Source organism: Klebsiella sp. CN_Kp091, assembly GCF_040065095.1.
Classification (GTDB): domain Bacteria; phylum Pseudomonadota; class Gammaproteobacteria; order Enterobacterales; family Enterobacteriaceae; genus Klebsiella; species Klebsiella aerogenes.
The window spans coordinates 69,310-88,868 of sequence record NZ_JBEAIO010000008.1; the positions used below are offsets into that span (position 1 = coordinate 69,310).

At 57.9% G+C, this 19,559-nt stretch carries 18 protein-coding genes; 9 read left to right on the top strand and 9 right to left on the bottom strand.

Annotated features, from left to right (window positions below; all coding sequences use genetic code 11):
* Positions 1 to 211: 211 nt before the first annotated feature.
* The 5 genes from ABLV17_RS09000 to pckA all read left to right on the top strand — a co-directional run bounded on the left by ABLV17_RS09000 (position 212) and on the right by pckA (position 6,364).
* Positions 212 to 2,341 (top strand): intracellular growth attenuator family protein, encoded by a 2,130-nt coding sequence (locus tag ABLV17_RS09000; RefSeq protein ID WP_087859069.1) that lies wholly within the window; start codon positions 212 to 214, stop codon positions 2,339 to 2,341.
* A gap of 59 nt (positions 2,342 to 2,400) precedes the next feature.
* The gene (gene yrfG / locus ABLV17_RS09005) at positions 2,401 to 3,084 is read left to right on the top strand and encodes a GMP/IMP nucleotidase (protein ID WP_047047984.1); all 684 of its coding nucleotides are present in this window, start codon (positions 2,401 to 2,403) and stop codon (positions 3,082 to 3,084) included.
* Positions 3,081 to 3,482, top strand: coding sequence for a ribosome-associated heat shock protein Hsp15 (hslR, locus tag ABLV17_RS09010; RefSeq protein WP_015369376.1), 402 nt, complete (start codon positions 3,081 to 3,083; stop codon positions 3,480 to 3,482). The genes yrfG and hslR overlap by 4 nt, the downstream gene beginning before the upstream one ends.
* Positions 3,483 to 3,508: 26 nt before the next feature.
* Positions 3,509 to 4,387, top strand: a complete 879-nt coding sequence (hslO, locus tag ABLV17_RS09015) for an Hsp33 family molecular chaperone HslO (protein WP_015703666.1) — start codon at positions 3,509 to 3,511, stop codon at positions 4,385 to 4,387.
* 357 nt (positions 4,388 to 4,744) lie between these two features.
* On the top strand, positions 4,745 to 6,364 hold the full coding sequence (pckA, locus tag ABLV17_RS09020) for a phosphoenolpyruvate carboxykinase (ATP) (RefSeq protein WP_045375850.1): 1,620 nt from the start codon (positions 4,745 to 4,747) through the stop codon (positions 6,362 to 6,364).
* Between the two features lie 49 nt (positions 6,365 to 6,413).
* Here pckA and envZ read toward each other — a convergent pair whose 3' ends face one another.
* From envZ to ABLV17_RS09065, 9 genes are all read right to left on the bottom strand, one after another.
* Complete coding sequence (envZ, locus tag ABLV17_RS09025; protein ID WP_015369373.1) at positions 6,414 to 7,775, bottom strand: two-component system sensor histidine kinase EnvZ; 1,362 nt, start codon at positions 7,773 to 7,775, stop codon at positions 6,414 to 6,416.
* Positions 7,772 to 8,491, bottom strand: coding sequence for a two-component system response regulator OmpR (gene ompR, locus ABLV17_RS09030; RefSeq protein ID WP_001157751.1), 720 nt, complete (start codon positions 8,489 to 8,491; stop codon positions 7,772 to 7,774). The genes envZ and ompR overlap by 4 nt, the downstream gene beginning before the upstream one ends.
* A gap of 341 nt (positions 8,492 to 8,832) precedes the next feature.
* A complete protein-coding gene (gene fucP / locus ABLV17_RS09035; RefSeq protein ID WP_063415087.1) occupies positions 8,833 to 10,056 on the bottom strand; it encodes an L-fucose:H+ symporter permease in 1,224 nt (407 codons plus the stop codon).
* A gap of 31 nt (positions 10,057 to 10,087) precedes the next feature.
* Positions 10,088 to 10,435, bottom strand: coding sequence for an L-rhamnose mutarotase (locus ABLV17_RS09040; protein ID WP_213794132.1), 348 nt, complete (start codon positions 10,433 to 10,435; stop codon positions 10,088 to 10,090).
* Positions 10,432 to 11,208, bottom strand: coding sequence for an SDR family oxidoreductase (locus ABLV17_RS09045; RefSeq protein WP_308957698.1), 777 nt, complete (start codon positions 11,206 to 11,208; stop codon positions 10,432 to 10,434). Before ABLV17_RS09045 ends, ABLV17_RS09040 begins: the two co-directional genes overlap by 4 nt.
* Positions 11,192 to 12,043: an amidohydrolase family protein gene (locus ABLV17_RS09050; protein ID WP_213794133.1), complete on the bottom strand. Its 852-nt coding sequence runs from the start codon at positions 12,041 to 12,043 to the stop codon at positions 11,192 to 11,194. The genes ABLV17_RS09045 and ABLV17_RS09050 overlap by 17 nt, the downstream gene beginning before the upstream one ends.
* The gene (locus ABLV17_RS09055) at positions 12,030 to 13,325 is read right to left on the bottom strand and encodes an L-fuconate dehydratase (protein ID WP_213794134.1); all 1,296 of its coding nucleotides are present in this window, start codon (positions 13,323 to 13,325) and stop codon (positions 12,030 to 12,032) included. The genes ABLV17_RS09050 and ABLV17_RS09055 overlap by 14 nt, the downstream gene beginning before the upstream one ends.
* Positions 13,322 to 14,173, bottom strand: a complete 852-nt coding sequence (locus tag ABLV17_RS09060) for a fumarylacetoacetate hydrolase family protein (RefSeq protein WP_087859063.1) — start codon at positions 14,171 to 14,173, stop codon at positions 13,322 to 13,324. The genes ABLV17_RS09055 and ABLV17_RS09060 overlap by 4 nt, the downstream gene beginning before the upstream one ends.
* 35 nt (positions 14,174 to 14,208) lie before the next feature.
* The gene (locus ABLV17_RS09065) at positions 14,209 to 14,949 is read right to left on the bottom strand and encodes an SDR family oxidoreductase (protein WP_015703673.1); all 741 of its coding nucleotides are present in this window, start codon (positions 14,947 to 14,949) and stop codon (positions 14,209 to 14,211) included.
* 234 nt (positions 14,950 to 15,183) lie between these two features.
* On the opposite strand from ABLV17_RS09065, the gene ABLV17_RS09070 reads away from it, so the two are divergent.
* The 4 genes from ABLV17_RS09070 (at position 15,184) to feoA (ending at position 19,548) form a co-directional block, all read left to right on the top strand.
* Positions 15,184 to 15,942, top strand: a complete 759-nt coding sequence (locus ABLV17_RS09070) for a FadR/GntR family transcriptional regulator (protein WP_015369365.1) — start codon at positions 15,184 to 15,186, stop codon at positions 15,940 to 15,942.
* A gap of 85 nt (positions 15,943 to 16,027) precedes the next feature.
* A complete protein-coding gene (greB, locus tag ABLV17_RS09075; RefSeq protein WP_113373948.1) occupies positions 16,028 to 16,501 on the top strand; it encodes a transcription elongation factor GreB in 474 nt (157 codons plus the stop codon).
* Between the two features lie 100 nt (positions 16,502 to 16,601).
* On the top strand, positions 16,602 to 18,932 hold the full coding sequence (locus ABLV17_RS09080; protein WP_015703676.1) for a Tex family protein: 2,331 nt from the start codon (positions 16,602 to 16,604) through the stop codon (positions 18,930 to 18,932).
* Between the two features lie 388 nt (positions 18,933 to 19,320).
* On the top strand, positions 19,321 to 19,548 hold the full coding sequence (gene feoA, locus ABLV17_RS09085; RefSeq protein WP_015703677.1) for a ferrous iron transporter A: 228 nt from the start codon (positions 19,321 to 19,323) through the stop codon (positions 19,546 to 19,548).
* Positions 19,549 to 19,559: the final 11 nt, after the last annotated feature.

Genomic DNA, 19,559 nt, shown 5'->3' on the forward strand with positions numbered 1-19,559 from the left:
CTAATTTACATAGTTGCAACGTTTTGCTTGCAATGCAAAGATTCATAAAGATAAAAAAGTCAATAGGTTGAATTTGTTTTGAGAATTTACCGATTCCTGAGTTTTCCCGTTTTTGATAAGCTTACATGCTGCTGCATTGCACAATAAAATTTCCTGCATTAGACAACATGTGCCGATAAACAATTAAAATTACTATGACGATGGGATGGGCATGGGCACCTTTCTGACCTTTTTCACAGCTCTGCTACTCTGTGTCTTGCTTATCGGGTGGTGGTATCGATCTCATGCCAGACGTCGTCGCCTCCCCTTACTGCAAGCCTTTAGCGACGCGACGACCCGCAAGCTTTCTGATGATGAACGCCAGGCGGTCGAAAAGTATCTCGATGGCCTCAGCCAGTCGCAACAGGTACCGGCAACCGGCGCCAGCGTCGCGCCTGTCGCCCTGAAACTGAATGAGCAGAGCGACACCGTTTATACCGTCACCCGCGCCGTCACCCGCTATGGCATTTCGTCTGATGAGCCCAACAAATGGCGATACTTCCTCGACTCGGTGGAGGTTCACCTGCCGCCGTTCTGGGAACAGCATATCAACGACGAAAACAGCGTCTCGCTGATCCCAACCGACAGCCTGCCGCTGGTGATTGTTCTCAACGACCACACCTTGCGCGACTATCCGCAGGAAGCCCGCGGCTACGCGCTTGAACGCGCATCAGCTACCCAGGCGTCGATTCGCGGTGAGGAGAGCGAGCAGGTCGAGCTGCTGAACATCCGCCAGGAAACTCAGGAAGAGCATGCCCTCAGCCGTCCTGACAGCCTGCGCGAAGGGATCATGATCGTCGCAGCCTTCCTGCTGTTCTATTGCTGCCTAATCTCCCCTGACGTCTTTGCGCCGTGGCTGCTCGGCGGCGGCGTACTGTTGTTGGCTGCGGGCTTATGGGGCATCTATGCGCCGCCGCTGGCCGGTTCGCTACGCGAGATCCACTGCCTGCGCGGAATGCCGAAACGCTGGGGGCTGTTTGGCGAGAACGACCAGGAACACGTCAATAATATTTCGCTGGGGATTATCGACCTTATCTATCCGCGCCACTGGCAACCATGGATCGCCCAGGACCTGGGGCAGCAAACCGATATTGATATTTATCTTAACCGCCATGTGGTTCGCCAGGGGCGCTTCCTGTCGCTGCACGATGAAGTGAAAAACTTCCCGCTGCAGTACTGGCTACGCAGCGCGATTATCGCCGCCGGCGCGCTGCTGGTCGTCATCATGCTGTGGATTAGCGTCCCGCTGAATATGCCCTTTAAATTCACGCTCTCCTGGCTTAAGGGGGCGCAGACCATCGAAGCCACCACCGTCGGCCAGCTTGAGAAGGCGAAAGTGCGTATTGGCGACACGCTGCAATTAAAAGGTACCGGGATGTGCAACATCCGTACGCCGGGCGCCTGGAGCGCGAAAGAAGCCTCGCCGTTTACGCCGTTCGATTGTTCGCAGATCATCTGGAACGACGCGCCTCCCCTGCCGCTGCCGGAGTCCGATATCGTCGGTAAGGCCACGGCGCTGGTCCAGGCGGTACAGCGCCAGTTGCATCCTGACCCGGACGACGATTCGCACGTTAGCCCGGCATTACGTTCGGCAATTCAGAAATCAGGAATGGTGCTGCTGGATGACTTCGGCGATATCGTGCTGAAAACCAACGAGCTCTGCTCGGCGAAAGATGACTGCGTGCGTCTGAAGAACGCGCTGGTCAACCTTGGCAATACCCGCAACTGGGAAGCGCTAACCAAACGCGCCACCGCCGGTAAGCTCGATGGAGTGAACGTGTTGCTGCGCCCGGTGAGCGCCGAATCGCTGGAGAATCTGGTGACGACCTCCACCGCGCCGTTTGTGATGCGTGAAACCTCCCGCGCGGCGCAGGCGCTAAATAGCCCGGCCCCTGGCGGATTCCTGATCGCCAGCGATGAAGGCAGCGAACTGGTCAATCAGCCGTGGCCGGCTATCAGCCTGTACGATTATCCCGCCCACGAGCAGTGGGGCGAGCTGCAGCGTCTGGCGGGCATGTTGATGCACACGCCATTCCATGCGGAGGGGATTGTCACCAATCTTTATACCGACGCCAATGGCACCCAGCATATCAACCTGCACCGCATTCCCGATCGCAGCGGGCTGTGGCGCTATCTTGGCACCACTCTGCTGCTGCTGGCGATGCTTGGCTGTATGTCGTGGCACGGCGTGCAGGCGATCCGCCGCTATCAGCGCCAGCGCCAGCGCATGGAAGAAATTCAAAAATATTATGAAAGCTGCCTGAATCCGGTTCTCATCCCTTCCCCAGATCATCAAGATTAATTCCTGCGCGACAGGGTGTGATACCCTGTCGCGCATTTCCCCCTCGCTGGAGACTCACCATGCAAATCAATATCGCGTGGCAGGAGGTTGATACCGTTCTGCTGGATATGGATGGCACGCTGCTCGACCTCGCCTTCGACAACTACTTCTGGCAAAAACTGGTCCCGGAAACCTGGGGCGCCGCGCGCGGACTCAACCTGCAGGAAGCCAAAGCGGCAATGCACCAGGAGTATCACGCCGTGCAGCATACGCTAAACTGGTACTGTCTTGATTACTGGAGCGAGCGACTGGGTTTGGATATTTGTGCGATGACCAGCGAACAGGGGCCGCGGGCAAAACTGCGGGAAGATACCGTGCCATTCCTTGATGCGCTGCGGGCCAGCGGCAAGCGCCGCATCCTGCTGACCAACGCGCACCCGCATAATCTGGCGGTGAAGCTCAAGCACACCGGTCTGGACGCGCACCTTGATTTATTACTTTCCACCCACACATTTGGTTATCCGAAAGAGGATCAGCGCCTGTGGCGCGCGGTGGCGGAAGAAACCGGCCTTGATGCGCGCAAAACGCTGTTTGTCGATGACAGCGAGGCTATCCTGGACGCGGCGGCGCAGTTCGGCATTCGTTATTGCCTGGGCGTCACCAATCCGGATTCCGGCCTGGCGGAAAAACAGTATGCCCGCCATCCTGGCGTGAACGATTACCGGCGGCTGATCCCTTCCCTGACTCCGGAGGAGAGGCCATGAAAGATAAGCCCGCAGAAAGCGTCAGGCTGGACAAATGGCTTTGGGCAGCCCGCTTTTATAAAACCCGCGCCATTGCGCGCGAGATGGTTGAAGGCGGCAAGGTGCACTACAACGGACAACGTAGTAAGCCGAGCAAAATCGTCGAGCTGAATGCCACCCTGACCCTGCGCCAGGGCAACGACGAGCGCACCGTTATCGTCAAAAGCGTTACCGAACAGCGCAGGCCAGCCAGCGAAGCCGTCATGCTTTATGAAGAGACGGCAGAGAGTATCGAGAAACGCGAAAAAGTGGCGCTGGCGCGTAAGCTGAATGCGCTCACGATGCCGCACCCAGACAGACGTCCGGACAAAAAAGAGCGCCGCGACCTGATGAGATTTAAACACGGCGACAGCGAATAGCGCTGCCGCCAGCAAGAGAGATGATTATGACTCAACACGATCAATTACATCGTTATCTGTTTGAAAACTATGCCGTGCGCGGTGAACTGGTCACCGTATCGGACACGTTGGAACAGATCCTGGCCAACCATAGCTACCCGCAGCCGGTGAAAACCGTGCTGTCGGAGCTGCTGGTCGCCACCAGCCTGCTGACCGCCACGCTGAAGTTCGCCGGCGATATTACCGTTCAGCTGCAGGGCGACGGCCCGCTCTCGCTGGCGGTGATCAACGGCAATAACCAGCAGCAGCTGCGCGGCGTCGCTCGCGTTCAGGGCGAAATCCCGGAAGGCGCGGACCTGAAAACGCTGGTCGGCAACGGCTACCTGGTCATTACCATCTCTCCACAGGAAGGCGAGCGCTATCAGGGCGTTGTTGGCCTGGAAGGCGATACCCTGGCGGCATGCCTGGAAGATTACTTCCAGCGTTCCGAACAGCTGCCGACCCGACTGTTCATTCGTACCGGCGAGCACGACGGTAAAGCGGTAGCCGGCGGCATGCTGCTGCAGGTGATGCCGGCTCAGGACGCGCAGCTTAACGACTTCGAGCATCTGGCGACCCTGACCGAGACCATCAAGGCGGAAGAGCTGTTCACCCTGCCGGCGACCGATGTATTATGGCGCCTGTACCATGAGGAAGAGGTGACGGTATACGACCCGCAAGACGTCGAGTTCAAATGCACCTGTTCTCGCCAGCGCTGCGCCGATGCGCTGAAGACGCTGCCGGATGAAGAAGTCGACAGCATCCTCGCCGACGAAGGCGAAATTGATATGCATTGCGACTACTGCGGCAATCATTACCTGTTCAACGCGATGGATATCGCCGAGATCCGCAATAACGCCTCGCCGGCGGATCCGCAGGTACACTAATCGCCCCTCTCGCCGGGCGTTGCCGGGTTTTTCTAACCCGCCGCGCCTGGCGTCAACTATTTCGACCGCGTGTTGAATCGATTTTCACTGAAAGAGTTACGTAACTTTCTTTCAAGAAAGCGATTACATTCACATTTCAGCAGTTTTTTTAATTACTTTTTAACCATTCGGAAACATCTATCGCCACCTGCGGCCGTTTTCCTGAGATAATCACGCGCACTTCGTGACAGGAGTCACTGTGTTTTTCGTAAGAAAGGCGTTTGTCGAGATACGTAAATCTATGAGCCTGGTCGCGGTCTATTCCCTGAAAGAAACCCTACAATTTAAAGCAGTACATATTGGCTAAGGAGCAGTGACATGCGCGTTAATAGTTTAACCCCGCAGGATCTCAAGGCTTACGGTATCAATGACGTCCAGGAAATTGTCCACAACCCGAGCTTCGATACGCTGTATCAGGAAGAGCTCGACCCGAAACTGGAAGGTTATGAGCGTGGCGTATTAACCAATCTTGGCGCCATCGCCGTCGATACCGGCATTTTCACCGGCCGTTCGCCGAAAGATAAATATATCGTCCGTGACGATACCACTCGCGATACCGTGTGGTGGTCTGATAAAGGCAATGGCAAGAACGACAACAAGCCGCTCTCCCAGGAAACCTGGCAGCACCTGAAAGGCCTGGTGACTCACCAGCTGTCGGGCAAACGCCTGTTTATCGTCGACGCCTTCTGCGGCGCCAACGCCGACACCCGCCTCAGCGTGCGCTTTATTACTGAAGTCGCCTGGCAGGCACACTTTGTTAAGAACATGTTCATTCGCCCGAGCGAAGAAGAGCTGGCAGCCTTCGAGCCGGACTTTATCGTCATGAACGGCGCGAAGTGCACCAACCCGCAGTGGAAAGAGCAGGGTCTGAACTCCGAAAACTTCGTGGCTTTCAACCTGACCGAGCGCATCCAGCTCATCGGCGGCACCTGGTACGGCGGCGAAATGAAGAAAGGGATGTTCTCGATCATGAACTACCTGCTGCCGCTGCAGGGCATCGCTTCGATGCACTGCTCCGCTAACGTCGGCGAAAAAGGCGACGTCGCCGTGTTCTTCGGCCTCTCCGGCACCGGTAAAACCACCCTCTCCACCGACCCGAAACGCCGCCTGATTGGCGATGACGAGCACGGATGGGATGATGACGGCGTATTTAACTTCGAAGGCGGCTGCTACGCGAAGACCATTAAGCTGTCGGAAGCCAACGAGCCGGATATCTATCACGCGATCCGCCGCGATGCGCTGCTGGAAAACGTCGTGGTACTCGCTGACGGCACCATCGATTTTGATGACGGTTCGAAGACCGAGAACACCCGCGTCTCCTACCCGATCGACCATATCGAAAATATCGTTAAGCCGGTGTCGAAAGCCGGTCACGCCACCAAGGTTATCTTCCTGACCGCCGACGCCTTTGGCGTATTGCCGCCGGTTTCGCGCCTGACCGCTGACCAGACCCAGTACCACTTCCTGTCTGGCTTTACCGCCAAGCTGGCCGGTACCGAGCGCGGCGTCACCGAGCCGACCCCAACCTTCTCCGCCTGCTTCGGCGCCGCGTTCCTGTCGCTGCACCCGACGCAGTACGCTGAAGTGCTGGTAAAACGCATGCAGGCTTCCGGCGCCCAGGCTTACCTGGTCAACACCGGCTGGAACGGTACCGGCAAGCGTATCTCGATTAAAGATACCCGCGCGATTATCGACGCCATCCTCGACGGTTCGCTGGATAACGCCGAAACCTTCACCCTGCCAATGTTCAACCTGCAGATCCCAACCGAGCTGCCGGGCGTCGATACCCATATCCTCGACCCGCGTAATACCTACGGTTCTCCGGAGCAGTGGCAGGAGAAAGCCGATCAGCTGGCGAAACTGTTTATTGAGAACTTCGAGAAGTATACCGATACCCCGGCCGGCGCTGCGCTGGTTGCGGCCGGTCCGAAGCGTTAATCAGGTCGCAGAGACAACAAAGCCGGGCGATGCCCGGCTTTTTTATATTTCAACTCTCTTTCGCAGGCTTCGCCGGCGACAGCGCGCGATGCACCGGAATCGGTAGCCAGGCGCGGATCAGCAGGCCGCCGCGTTCGCTGGTGCCAATCTCCAGGCGACCGTTATGATTGTCGATAATACGTTGCACTATCGCTAGCCCCAGCCCGGTGCCGCTGGTGCTACGGGCGCTATCGCCGCGCACAAACGGTTGGAACAGATGTTCGCGCTGTTCCGGTTTAATCCCCGGGCCGTCATCTTCCACCTGGAACCAGGCACGGCTGGCTTCGCTGCCGCTGCTGACTTTAATCCAGCCCTTACCGTAACGTGCTGCGTTCACCACCATATTGGCTAACGCGCGTTTGATCGACAGCGGATGCAGACGCAGCGGAATTTCTCCGGCCTGCAGATCGGTGGCGATTTCCCGCTCGTAGCCACTTTCGGCGGCGATGACTTCGCCTAACACGGCGTTGAGATCCGCAAGCTCCATCGGCATCTCCTGGCCGGTGCGCAGGTAATCAATAAACTGCTCGATGATGGCGTTGCACTCTTCGATATCTTTATTGATCGACTCGGCGAGATAGCCGTCCTGCTCGCCCATCATCTCCGTCGCCAGCCGGATCCGCGTCAGCGGCGTGCGCAAATCGTGGCTGACCCCAGCCATCAGCAGCGTACGGTCGTCCGCCAGCTGTTTGACCCCGGCGGCCATATGGTTGAAGGCGCGGGTCACCGAACGCACTTCCGACGCGCCGTATTCGCGTAGCGGCGGCGGAATAATCCCACGCCCGACCTGCAACGCGGCGTGCTCCAGATCGACCAATGGTCGGTTCTGGATACGGATGAATAGCCACGCGCCGCCAATGGCCAGCAGCATTATCGCCAGCGTATAACGGAATAGCGGCGAGAAATCGCCCTGATGGATTTCAGTCAGCGGCACCCGCACCCAGATATTCGGCGAAAGCCAGGTCTTCAGCCACACCACTGGCGAGCTTTTGTTGACCTCAACCCGCACTTCGGTCGGCCCGCCAAGCTGGTGCGCCATCTGCTGGCTTAAGAATTCATAATGCTGCGCCCAGCGCAGGCCTGCGTCTTCCGCCGCCTCATTGGAATAGAGCGAAATCCCCAGCTCGCGGTAAATTTCGCGGCGAAACGCCGGCGGTACCACCAGTTGGGTGCCGTCTTCCAGCTGCAGTTTATCGGTCATCAGCATACGGACTTCGTATGCCAGCACCTTATTAAACTGCTGCAGGCTCGGCAGGATCGCGAAATTCAGCACCACCAGATAAGTCGTCACCAGGCTGACGAACAGCAGGGTGACGATCAGTAACAGGGTGCGGGCAAATGAGCTTCGCGGCGAAAAACGCACGCGCTTCATGCCTTAGAACCGTCCGGCACGAAGACGTAGCCCAGGCCCCAAACGGTCTGGATGTAGCGCGGGTGCGCCGGATCCTCTTCCACCATGCGGCGCAAGCGGGAGATTTGTACGTCGATAGAACGCTCCATCGCCGAGTACTCGCGGCCGCGGGCAAGGTTCATCAGCTTATCGCGGGACAGCGGTTCACGCGGATGGCTCACCAGCGCTTTTAATACCGCGAACTCACCGCTGGTGAGCGGCATCGGCTCATCTTCACGGAACATCTCGCGGGTGCCGAGGTTCAGTTTAAATTTGCCAAAAGCGATCACCGCTTCTTCTTGCGATGGCGCGCCCGGCAGCTCGTTCGCCTGGCGGCGCAGCACGGCGCGGATACGGGCCAGCAGTTCGCGCGGGTTAAACGGTTTAGGAATGTAGTCATCGGCGCCGATTTCCAGCCCCACGATACGGTCGACTTCTTCCCCTTTCGCCGTCACCATAATGATCGGCATCGGGTTGCTCTGGCTACGCAGACGGCGGCAGATAGATAAACCATCTTCGCCCGGCAGCATCAGATCCAGCACCATCAGGTGGAAGGATTCACGGGTCAGCAGGCGATCCATCTGTTCGGCGTTCGCCACGCTACGAACCTGGAAGCCCTGCTCGGTCAGATAACGTTCCAGCAGCGCGCGCAGGCGCATATCGTCATCCACAACCAGAATCTTATAATTCTCTTGCATTGTTTGTACTCCCAAAGGTTCACTGCAATCGTTAGTGCGTATTCTTAAAAACCCACGCTAATACGACCAGCCAAATCTGGTATATATTCTAGTCGAAATTGTTACAAAGCATATTAAACAGCAATTTATACCCGTCATTCTTCAAATTGCACGTGCGTTGGCTGCGTGCGCTCACCCCAGTCACATAGTTATCTATGCTCCTGGGGATTCACACACTTGCCGCCTTCCTGCAACTCGAATTATTTAGGGTAAACCCGTCATTCTGAGCAAAATTTACCACCGGCGCGACAAAAAAGAAAAAGGCGGAGGGTCTCCTCCGCCTTTTTAGCTAATTTTACCGTTTACGCGCGTCGTTGGCTCATGCCGTACCACAGCACCACCAGGAAACATAGCAGCGGCAACCCATAGGCCAGCGCGGTGCTGTAGCGGTCGGCCAACGCCCCCATGAAGTAAGGCATAATCGCCCCGCCGACGATGGCCATAATCATAAATGAGCTGGCGCGTTTGGTATGGCTGCCCATGTTTTTAACGCCCAGCGCAAAAATGGTCGGGAACATAATCGACATAAAAAAGAAGACCGCAATGAGTGCCACCACCGACACGCCGTCAATGCTCATCATCACCAAACCGCAGAGCACGATATTGACCAGCGAGTAAACCATCAGCAGCGTCGCCGCCTGCACCCGCCCCATCAGCCAGGTACTGAAGAAACGACCGACCATAAAGCTAATCATCGCAATCGACAGCAGATAGGAAGCGTGCTGGTTTGTCACGCCATGCCAGTGCTCGGTCGCATAGTTGATAAAGAACGCCCCCACGCCGACCTGCGCGGCAACGTAAAAGAACTGGGCGATGACCCCGCCGGTAAAGTGGCGATGCTGCCACAGCCCCTGCGCCGCTTCTTGCTGACTGCCCTCATCCTCGCGAATATCCGGCATCGGCGTGCGGCGGAACAGCAGCGCGATAGCCAGCACCAGTACGGCGATAGCGACATAGGTGATTTTTACCGAGCTCTGGTCGCCGGTATTGCTCTGAGTGGCTGAAAAGAACAGCGTGCCGCCGATCAGCGGGCCAATAAACTGCCCCAGTCCGTTAAACGACTGCGCCAGATTCAACCGCCGCTCGGCGCCTTTACTGTCGCCAAGTACCGTCGCATAAGGGTTCGCCGCGGTCTCAAGGCAGCCTAATCCGCAGGCAATCACAAACAGTGCGAAGAGGAACAGCGCAAAGCTATTCACGCTCGCCGCCGGCACAAACAGCAGCGCGCCAAGCGCATACAGGCACAAACCGACCAGGATCCCCGCTTTATAACCGCGTTTATCCATAAAATAGCCGGCGGGCAGCGCCACCAGGAAGTAGGCGCCAAAATAAGCCGCCTGCAGTAAACCGGACTGCGCTTTGGTGACGTGCAGAGTCTCCTGAAAATGTTTATTGAGAACATCGAGCAGGCCGTAAGAGAGCCCCCACATAAAGAACAGGCTGGTGACCAGCATAAATGCCCAGCGCAGATTAGGGGTCGCCCCGGCGCGGGCCGCCAGCGGCTCCGCCGTTTTATTCACTAGCATGGTGAGATCCTCAGTAGAGTACAGAGTTGTTTTATTGATCCTGCAAAGAGAATATGCGCTCCATCGACACCCATTTTTCGCCTACCGGCGTCCAGGGGGTGGGAACCTGGTATTGCCACATCAGCGCTTCCCAACGCTGAATGACCGGGTGGTTCAGGCTGTGTTGAGCAAAGCGTTCGTCATCGAAATCCCCGGCGACCTCCATCACCATAAACAGCCGCGTGCCAAGCCGGTAAATCTCCATATCCAGCACGCCATGGTCGCGTAGATGCCCGGCGACTTCCGGCCAGATACGTTCATGCAGACGCTGGTATTCGGCAATTTTCTCCGCCGAATCGACTAAATCCAGCGCCTGACACAGCCGCCGCGCGGCGCTCATGACAGCGCCCTGTCGAGATGCAAATACCCGCCGTCCACCGACAGCCACTGCCCGGTAGTGTGCGACGCGCGCGAGGAGATAAGAAACACCACGGTATTGGCGATCTCTTCCGGCGTGGTCATGCGTTTGCCCAGCGGAATGCGTTGGTTAATCGCCGCCATCTGCCGCTGTGGATCGGGGAAGGTATTTATCCAGCGCTGGTACTGCGGCGTCAGCACTTCCGCCGGTACCACCGCGTTAACCCGCACGCCGCTCTCGCGCAGCGATACCGCCCATTCACGGGTTAATGCCAGCACTGCCCCTTTCGCCGCGGTATAGCCGCTGGTGCCGCCCTGGCCGCTGAGCGCGGTTTTCGAGGCAATATTGACGATAGCGCCCCGCGCCGCCTCCAGCGCCTCGCGGCACAGGTGGGCCATCTGGTAGTAGTGGATCAGGTTTTTCTCAAGCGATCCGAGAAACGCCTCACGCCCGGCCTCAAGCCCTACGCCATCGTTCACTCCAGCGTTATTCACCAGCGCATCAATGCGGCCAAAGCGCGCCAGCACCTGGCCTACCGCCGCGGCACATTCAGCCTCCTGGCACAGGTCGGCGATAATCAGCTCACTTTGCGGCGCGATTTGCTTCAGCCCATCCATAAACCCCTGCTCTGGCTGGGCATTAGTGACGATGACCGGCACCGCGCCCTCTTCCGCCAGCAGTCGCGTCACGGCCGCGCCGATCCCCGAGCCGCCGCCGGTGACGATAACCACTTTGTCTTTAAGAAATAGATCCACGCTTCGCCTCCGTTAAACCATAAACCCGACAGGCAGTGCCGCCCCAGATAGCTGACCGCTGCGTTTCCGTCAGCGGGGCCAGCGCCGTTTCGCATAGCTGGTAAACCTGGTGGTACTCCGCCGCCAGCAGGCATACCGGCCAGTCGGAACCAAACATCAGCCGCTGCGGGCCAAACAACTCCAGCGCGGCGTCGAAGAAAGGCAGCAGTTGCTGCTCGGTCCAGCATCCGCGCCCGGCTTCGGTCACCAGGCCGGAAAGTTTGCCCACCACATGCGGTAATGCGGCCAGCGGCCTCGCCTGTTCGGCCCAGTGGGCCGCGCCGCGCGCGATATCCGGCTTGCCGAAATGGTCGAGTACCAGCCAGTGATCATCGTGGCGGGCGGCAAAGCGTGCCGCCGCCGCGAGATGATGATGGGTAACCAGTAGATCCCAGCTATAGCCGCGTTGCTGTAGTCGCCGCATGCCGCGGGAGACCGCCTCGCGCTCAAGCCACGCTGCCGGGTCGGCTTCATCCTGCACCTGATGGCGCAACCCGCACAGCTGGTCGCGCCACTGCGTCAGCTTGTCCTCGAGATCCGCGGCGGTAATATCCAGCCAGCCCACCACGCCGCATACGCCAACCGCCTGAGAAACCTGCGCCACCAGCCAGGCGGTTTCGTTTTCGTCATGACGCGCCTGCACCACCACCGCGCCATCGAGCCGGTGCTGTGCCAGCAGCGGCTGGAGCTGCGGGGGGTAAAAATCCCGGCGCAGTTGCGGCATGTCGTCATCAATCCACGGGTAATCCTGTGGCTGATAGCGCCAGTAGTGGTGGTGGGCATCAATGCGCAACATGCGCTTCTCCACGGTAGCGGTACTGCTCGATAGAAGCCTGATGCATTTCAATCGAGTAGCCCGGCGCCTGCGGCGGCATATAAGCTGCGCCGCGGATTTCGCAAGGGTGCAGGAAGTGCTCGTGCAGATGGTCGACAAACTCGATCACCCGCCCTTCATGGGTACCGGCGATGCACAGGTAGTCAATCATCGACAGGTGCTGGACGTATTCGCACAGTCCGACGCCGCCGGCGTGCGGGCAAACCGGCAGGTTGTACTTCGCCGCCATCAGCATCACCGCCAGCACTTCGTTGACGCCGCCTAACCGGCAGGCATCGATCTGCACCACGTCAATCGCGCCGCGCATAATGAACTGTTTGAACATAATCCGGTTCTGGCACATCTCGCCGGTGGCGACCTTCACCGCGCCGATGTTCTCGCGGATCTTGCGGTGGCCTTCGATATCATCCGGGCTGGTCGGCTCTTCGATAAACCACGGGTTGGCGAAGGCCAACGCTTTGACCCATGGAATGGCGGCGTCCACTTCCCATACCTGGTTGGCGTCAATCATCAGTTTCCGCTCGGGGCCAATCACTTCACGGGCAATGCGCACGCGGCGGATGTCATCTTCAATATCGCGCCCAACCTTCAGCTTGATATGCGAGAAACCGGCGTCCACCGCCTGCTGACAAAGACGACGCAGTTTGTCATCACCGTAACCCAGCCAGCCCGCTGACGTGGTGTAACACGGATAACCCTGCGCCTGTAGCTGTTCAAGCCGCTGGGCTTTACCCTCCTCACGGCTTTCCATCAGGCGCAGCGCCTCCTCCGGGGTAATGCAGTCGGTGATGTAGCGAAAATCAATGCAGCGCACCAGCTCGGCCGGGCTCATATCGGCAACCAGTCGCCAGACCGGTTTGCCTTCGGCCTTCGCCCACAGATCCCACACCGCATTGACCACCGCGCCGGTCGCCAGGTGAATCGCCCCTTTGTCCGGGCCAATCCAGCGCAGCTGGCTATCGCTGGTAAAGCGCCGCCAGAAGGCGCCCATATCGGCGGCGATCGTCTCGAGTTGCTCGCCGACGATTAAATGCTCCAGCGCCTGAATCGCCGCGCAGCAAATTTCGTTGCCGCGGCCAATGGTGAAGGTCAGCCCGTGACCGGTGAGCTGCGGATTGTCGGTTTCGAGGATCACGTAGGCGGCGGAGTAATCCGGGTCGAGATTCATCGCATCGGAGCCGTCCAACTGCTGCGAGGTGGGAAAGCGGATATCCTCTACCCGCAGGGCGGTAATTTGCGTCATTGTTTGTCCTCCACGGTCAGCTGCTGCTGTTCGCCCAACCCTTCAATGCCCAGACGGATAGTCTGGCCGGCGCGTAGATAGACCGGCTGCGGTTTCTGGCCCATACCCACCCCCGGCGGCGTGCCGGTAGAGATGACATCGCCCGGCTGCAGGCTCATAAAGCGGCTCAGGTAGCTGATGATATAGGGCACTTTGAAAATCATGGTGCGAGTGTTGCCGTCCTGATAGCGTTTGCCGTCAACCTCCAGCCACAGGTTAAGGGAGTTAGGGTCGGGTATTTCATCGGCGGTCACCAGCCAGGGGCCGGTCGGCCCGAACGTGTCGCAGCCTTTGCCTTTATCCCAGGTGCCGCCGCGCTCGATTTGATACTCACGTTCGGAGACGTCATTAATCACGCAGTAGCCAGCAACGTGCTGCATGGCGTCGCGCTCGTCGATATAGCGCCCGCCTTTACCAATCACCACCCCTAACTCGACTTCCCAGTCGGTCTTTTGCGAACCACGCGGGATAATCACGTTGTCGTTCGGCCCGACCACCGCGCTGGTCCACTTGCTGAATACCACCGGTTCCTGCGGAATATCGGCGCCGGTCTCTGCGGCGTGATCGGCATAGTTCAGGCCGATGCAGATAAATTTACCGATACCGCCAACGCAGGCGCCGATACGCGGATTGCCTTCAACCAGCGGCAGGCTGTAGAGATCCAGCTGGCGCAGACGCGCCAGACTCTCCGGCAGCAGCGCGTCGCCGCGCAGATCGGTCACATAGTTCGATAGGTCGCGCAGGCGGCCGTCGTTGTCGAGTACGCCCGGACGCTCGCTGCCGGGATTGCCAAAACGGAGTAATTTCATGCGTTTTCCTGATAGTGAAATAAAGCGCCGCGCGGTTAGTTGCTCCAGCCGCCGTCAATAATCTGTACCGTACCGGTGGTGTAGGCGCTGGCGTCGGAAGCCAGATACAGCGCCAGCTGGGCGATCTCTTCCGGCTTGCCAATGCGGCCAATAGGCTGGCGGGCGACAAACGCCTCATAAACCGCCTCTTCGCTCAACCCTTGTTCGCGAGCCTGCTCGGCAATACGTCCACGCAGCGAAGGTGAATCGACGGTGCCCGGACAAATCGCATTACAACGAATGCCCTGGGTGACGAAATCTGCGGCGACCGAGCGGGTCAGGCCAATGACCGCCGCTTTACTGGCGCTGTAGGCGAAGCGGTTTGGTACCCCTTTCACGCTGGAAGCCACCGATGACATGTTGATAATCGAGCCGCCGCCGCGGGCGATCATCGCCGGCAAAAAGGCGCGAATCGTGTGGAACATGGCGGTGACATTCAGATCGAGAGCGAACTGCCACTCCCGCTCGCTACATTCAAGAATGCTGCCGCTATGCACCACCCCGGCGCAGTTGAACAAGACATCCAGCGGGCCCAGCGTTTCCGCGGCGGCGGCAATGGCGTCGGCGCGGGTGACATCCAGCTGCAGCGGCTGTACGCCGGGGATATCGCTCAATCCGGCAATGTTGATATCGCTGGCAATCACTTCCGCGCCAGCGGCGGCAAATAGCCGCGCGCAGCTGTTGCCAATCCCCTGCCCTGCGGCGGTAATCAGAACGCGTTTTCCGGTTAGTTCCATTTCTCTCCCCTGGTCTAAAGGACTAATGGTCAGGCCATTGATGGTAGTCAAAGGCCTGACCTTTCGCATGACAAGTCAGGCATAACCCGCTATCGTGAAGCTCATATGTTGCAAAAACGGCCACAAACGGCACATTGGTTAACCAATTAATTACACTCGACTAACAAACACTCAAGTGTGCTGACCAATATTTGTGCGCTTTATCACTGTCTATCGCATGAGCAAAGGTGAAACATGCCGATTACCAGACTGGAAAACCCAAGGATTTACAGACAGATAGCAGACCAACTCAAGCGATTAATTGAGAACAACGAATTTCCGCCCGGCAGCCGTCTGCCGTCTGAGCGAGATTTAGCCCAGCAGTTGAACGTCAGCCGCGCATCGGTACGTGAAGCGCTGATTGCGCTGGAGGTGATTGGCCTGGTGGACGTGCGCGTCGGCAACGGGGTAATCGTCAAATCGCAGACGCCGCTCGTCGCCACCAAAGAGCCGGTGATGGCGCAGGCCGGTCGCGACCAGTGGACGGAGATCGACGACGAACTCAACATAGACCTCGATTTTAACGCCGAACTACCGCCATTTTCTCTGCTGCAGGCGCGTCTGTTAATAGAACCGGAAACCGCCGCGCTGGCGGCGCGCCATGCCAGCCCCGAGGAGCTGGCCGCTATCCGCGAGGCCTTTGAACAGAACTGTCGCGATAACCGTGCCGGTTCAACCACCCATCCCGGCGATCGCCTGTTCCATATCCGTATCGCTCAGGCCAGCGGTAACCCGGCGTACGCGTTTATCATCGGCCACCTACTCGGCCACCGTTACGGCAGTATGTTCCGCATGCTGCAGCGCCACTATACGCCGGACGATATGCCGCATCGCTCGGAACAAGAGCATCGCGCGATCCTTGAAGCCATTGAGGCCCACGACGTCCGTGCGGCAAAAAAAGCAATGAAAAATCATATTGATCAGGTGATTACCATTTTTACCCGCAGCCAGTAGCCGCGATTTCTTCGCCCACCGCTTTACCTTGCCGAAATGGCTGGTTAAGGTACGGCGGGACGAGATTATTTTGGATGAACCACAGATGAAAACGCCGCTGATCACCCGTGAAGGGTATGAAAAACTGAAGCAAGAGATGGATTACTTGTGGCGTACAGAGCGCCCGGAAGTCACCAAGAAAGTGACCTGGGCGGCGAGTCTTGGCGACCGCAGCGAAAACGCCGATTATCAGTACAATAAAAAGCGCCTGCGCGAAATTGACCGCCGGGTGCGTTATCTCACCAAGTGTCTGGAAAATCTCAAAATCGTCGATTATTCCCCGCAGCAGGAAGGCAAAGTGTTCTTCGGAGCGTGGGTGGAAATCGAGAACGACAATGGCGATACCAAGCGCTTTCGCATTGTCGGCTACGATGAAATCTTCGGCCGCAAAGACTATATCTCTATCGATTCGCCAATGGCTCGCGCCTTACTAAAGAAAGAGGTGGGCGACCTGGCTATCGTTAACACCCCGGCGGGCGAAGCCAGCTGGTACGTCAATGAAATTGAATACGTGAAATAGCGCCGGAACATTCCGAGAGAACCCGGTCGCGGCTGGCATTTTAGCCTGGCAGCCCGTATAACTATCCCCTGATTTTTGACCCTAATGATGAATAAAACCGATGATGAATGATTCGCTCTGCCGCATTATTGCGGGTGAACTTCAGGCCAGAGCCGAACAGGTAGAAGCTGCCGTTCGCCTGCTTGATGAAGGGAACACCGTGCCGTTTATTGCACGTTATCGTAAGGAAGTCACCGGCGGTCTGGATGACACGCAGCTGCGTAATCTGGAAACTCGCCTCGGGTATCTGCGCGAACTGGAAGACCGCCGCCAGGCGATCCTCAAATCGATCGGCGAACAGGGCAAGCTCAGCGAAGCGCTGGAAAAAGCCATCAACGCCACCCTCAGCAAAACCGAGCTCGAAGACCTCTACCTGCCGTACAAACCCAAACGCCGCACCCGCGGGCAAATCGCCATTGAAGCCGGCCTCGAACCGCTGGCCGATCTGCTGTGGAATGAGCCTTCCCACGATCCGGAAACCGAAGCGGCAAACTATATCGACGCCGATAAAGGCGTGGCGGATAGCAAAGCCGCTCTCGACGGCGCGCGCTATATCCTGATGGAACGCTTCGCGGAAGACGCCGCCCTGCTGGCGAAGGTGCGTGATTATCTGTGGAAAAACGCCCATCTGGTGGCCAGCGTCGTCAGCGGCAAGGAAGAAGAAGGCGCTAAATTCCGCGATTACTTCGACCACCATGAACCGATCGCTTCCGTGCCGTCACACCGCGCGCTGGCGATGTTCCGCGGGCGCAATGAAGGCGTGCTGCAGCTGTCGCTCAACGCCGACCCGCAGTTTGACGAGCCGCCGAAAGAGAGCCACTGCGAGCAGATCATTATCGATCATCTCGGCCTGCGCCTGAACAACGCCCCGGCGGACAGCTGGCGCAAAGGCGTCGTCAGCTGGACCTGGCGCATCAAGGTGCTGATGCACCTCGAAACCGAATTAATGGGCACCGTGCGCGAACGCGCGGAAGACGAAGCGATTAACGTATTCGCCCGTAACCTCCATGACCTGCTGATGGCCGCACCTGCCGGCCTGCGCGCCACCATGGGTCTCGACCCGGGCCTGCGTACCGGCGTCAAAGTGGCGGTAGTCGATGGCACCGGCAAACTGGTGGCCACCGATACCATCTACCCGCATACCGGACAGGCGGCTAAAGCCGCCGTCGTCGTGGCGGCGCTGTGCGAGAAACATAACGTTGAGCTGGTGGCTATCGGCAACGGTACCGCTTCCCGCGAGACCGAGCGTTTCTTCCTCGACGTGCAAAAACAGTTCCCGAAAGTAACCGCCCAGAAAGTGATCGTCAGCGAAGCCGGCGCATCGGTCTACTCGGCTTCCGAACTGGCGGCGCAGGAGTTCCCGGACCTCGACGTTTCCCTACGCGGCGCGGTCTCTATCGCCCGCCGTCTGCAGGATCCGCTGGCCGAGCTGGTGAAAATCGATCCGAAATCAATCGGCGTCGGTCAGTATCAGCATGACGTTAGTCAGACGCAGCTGGCGCGTAAGCTGGATGCGGTGGTGGAAGACTGCGTTAACGCCGTCGGCGTTGACCTTAACACCGCCTCGGTGGCGCTGTTAACCCGCGTTGCCGGCCTGACCCGCATGATGGCGCAGAATATCGTCGCCTGGCGCGACGAGAACGGCCAGTTCCATAACCGCCAGCAGTTGCTGAAGGTAAGCCGTCTGGGGCCGAAAGCCTTTGAGCAGTGCGCAGGCTTCCTGCGTATTAACCACGGCGATAACCCGCTGGACGCCTCAACCGTTCACCCGGAAGCCTACCCGGTGGTCGAGCGTATTCTGGCCGCAACCCAGCAGGCGCTGAAAGATCTGATGGGCAACAGCAGCGAGCTGCGCAACCTGAAAGCCTCTGATTTTACCGATGATAAGTTCGGCGTGCCGACGGTATCCGATATCATCAAAGAGCTGGAAAAACCGGGCCGCGATCCGCGCCCTGAGTTTAAAACCGCCCAGTTCGCCGACGGCGTTGAGACGATGAACGACCTGCTGCCGGGGATGATTCTGGAAGGCGCGGTCACCAACGTTACCAACTTTGGCGCCTTCGTCGATATCGGCGTGCACCAGGATGGCCTGGTCCATATCTCTTCGCTGTCGAATAAGTTCGTTGAAGACCCGCATACCGTGGTCAAAGCGGGCGATATCGTCAAAGTGAAGGTGATGGAAGTGGACCTGCCGCGTAAACGCATCGCGTTAACGATGCGCCTGGATGAACAACCGGGCGACAGCAACGCGCGCCGCGGCGGCGGCAACGATCGCCCGCAGGGTAACCGCCCGGCGGCAAAAGCGGCGAAGCCGCGCGGTCGCGATGCTCAGCCAGCCGGCAACAGCGCGATGATGGATGCGCTAGCCGCCGCGATGGGAAAAAAACGTTAATCCTTCCCTGCCCCTCTCTACGAGGGGCAATTTTCCGCTTTTTAATGCCTGAGCCTCGATTAATATATTCCAGTAACCTTTCAATAAGTTCGAAATTTATAAAGTTTCATTCTGTTAACTAATGAAACCTTTATTAAACATTAAGTGAAGAAATTAATTTTTCCCTTATTTTTGGCTACAGCGACGTTCTTGCGTCATATCAAAAAATAAGCAAATTCCCCGGAAAACCGCATTTATTATCCATGCCATGTATTGATGATACAAACCATTCTCATTATCATCGTTATCAGTTAAGTTTTATTCTTCTTCGTTGGCTATAGTCCCCAGCGCCGCTTTAATAGCCGCGCCTGGAAATTCTCTTTTCGGTTAGCGATAACAAGTAGGCCCTATGCAATTCACTCCTGATAGTGCGTGGAAAATCACCGGCTTTTCCCGCGATATTAGCCCGGCTTATCGGCAGAAACTGCTCTCCCTGGGAATGTTGCCCGGTTCTTCGTTTCATGTCGTGCGCGTGGCGCCGCTGGGCGATCCTATTCATATTGAGACCCGGCGCGTGAGCCTGGTATTACGTAAAAAAGACCTCGCGTTAATTGAACTGGAAGCGGTTGCGCAATAACACCTGACCCG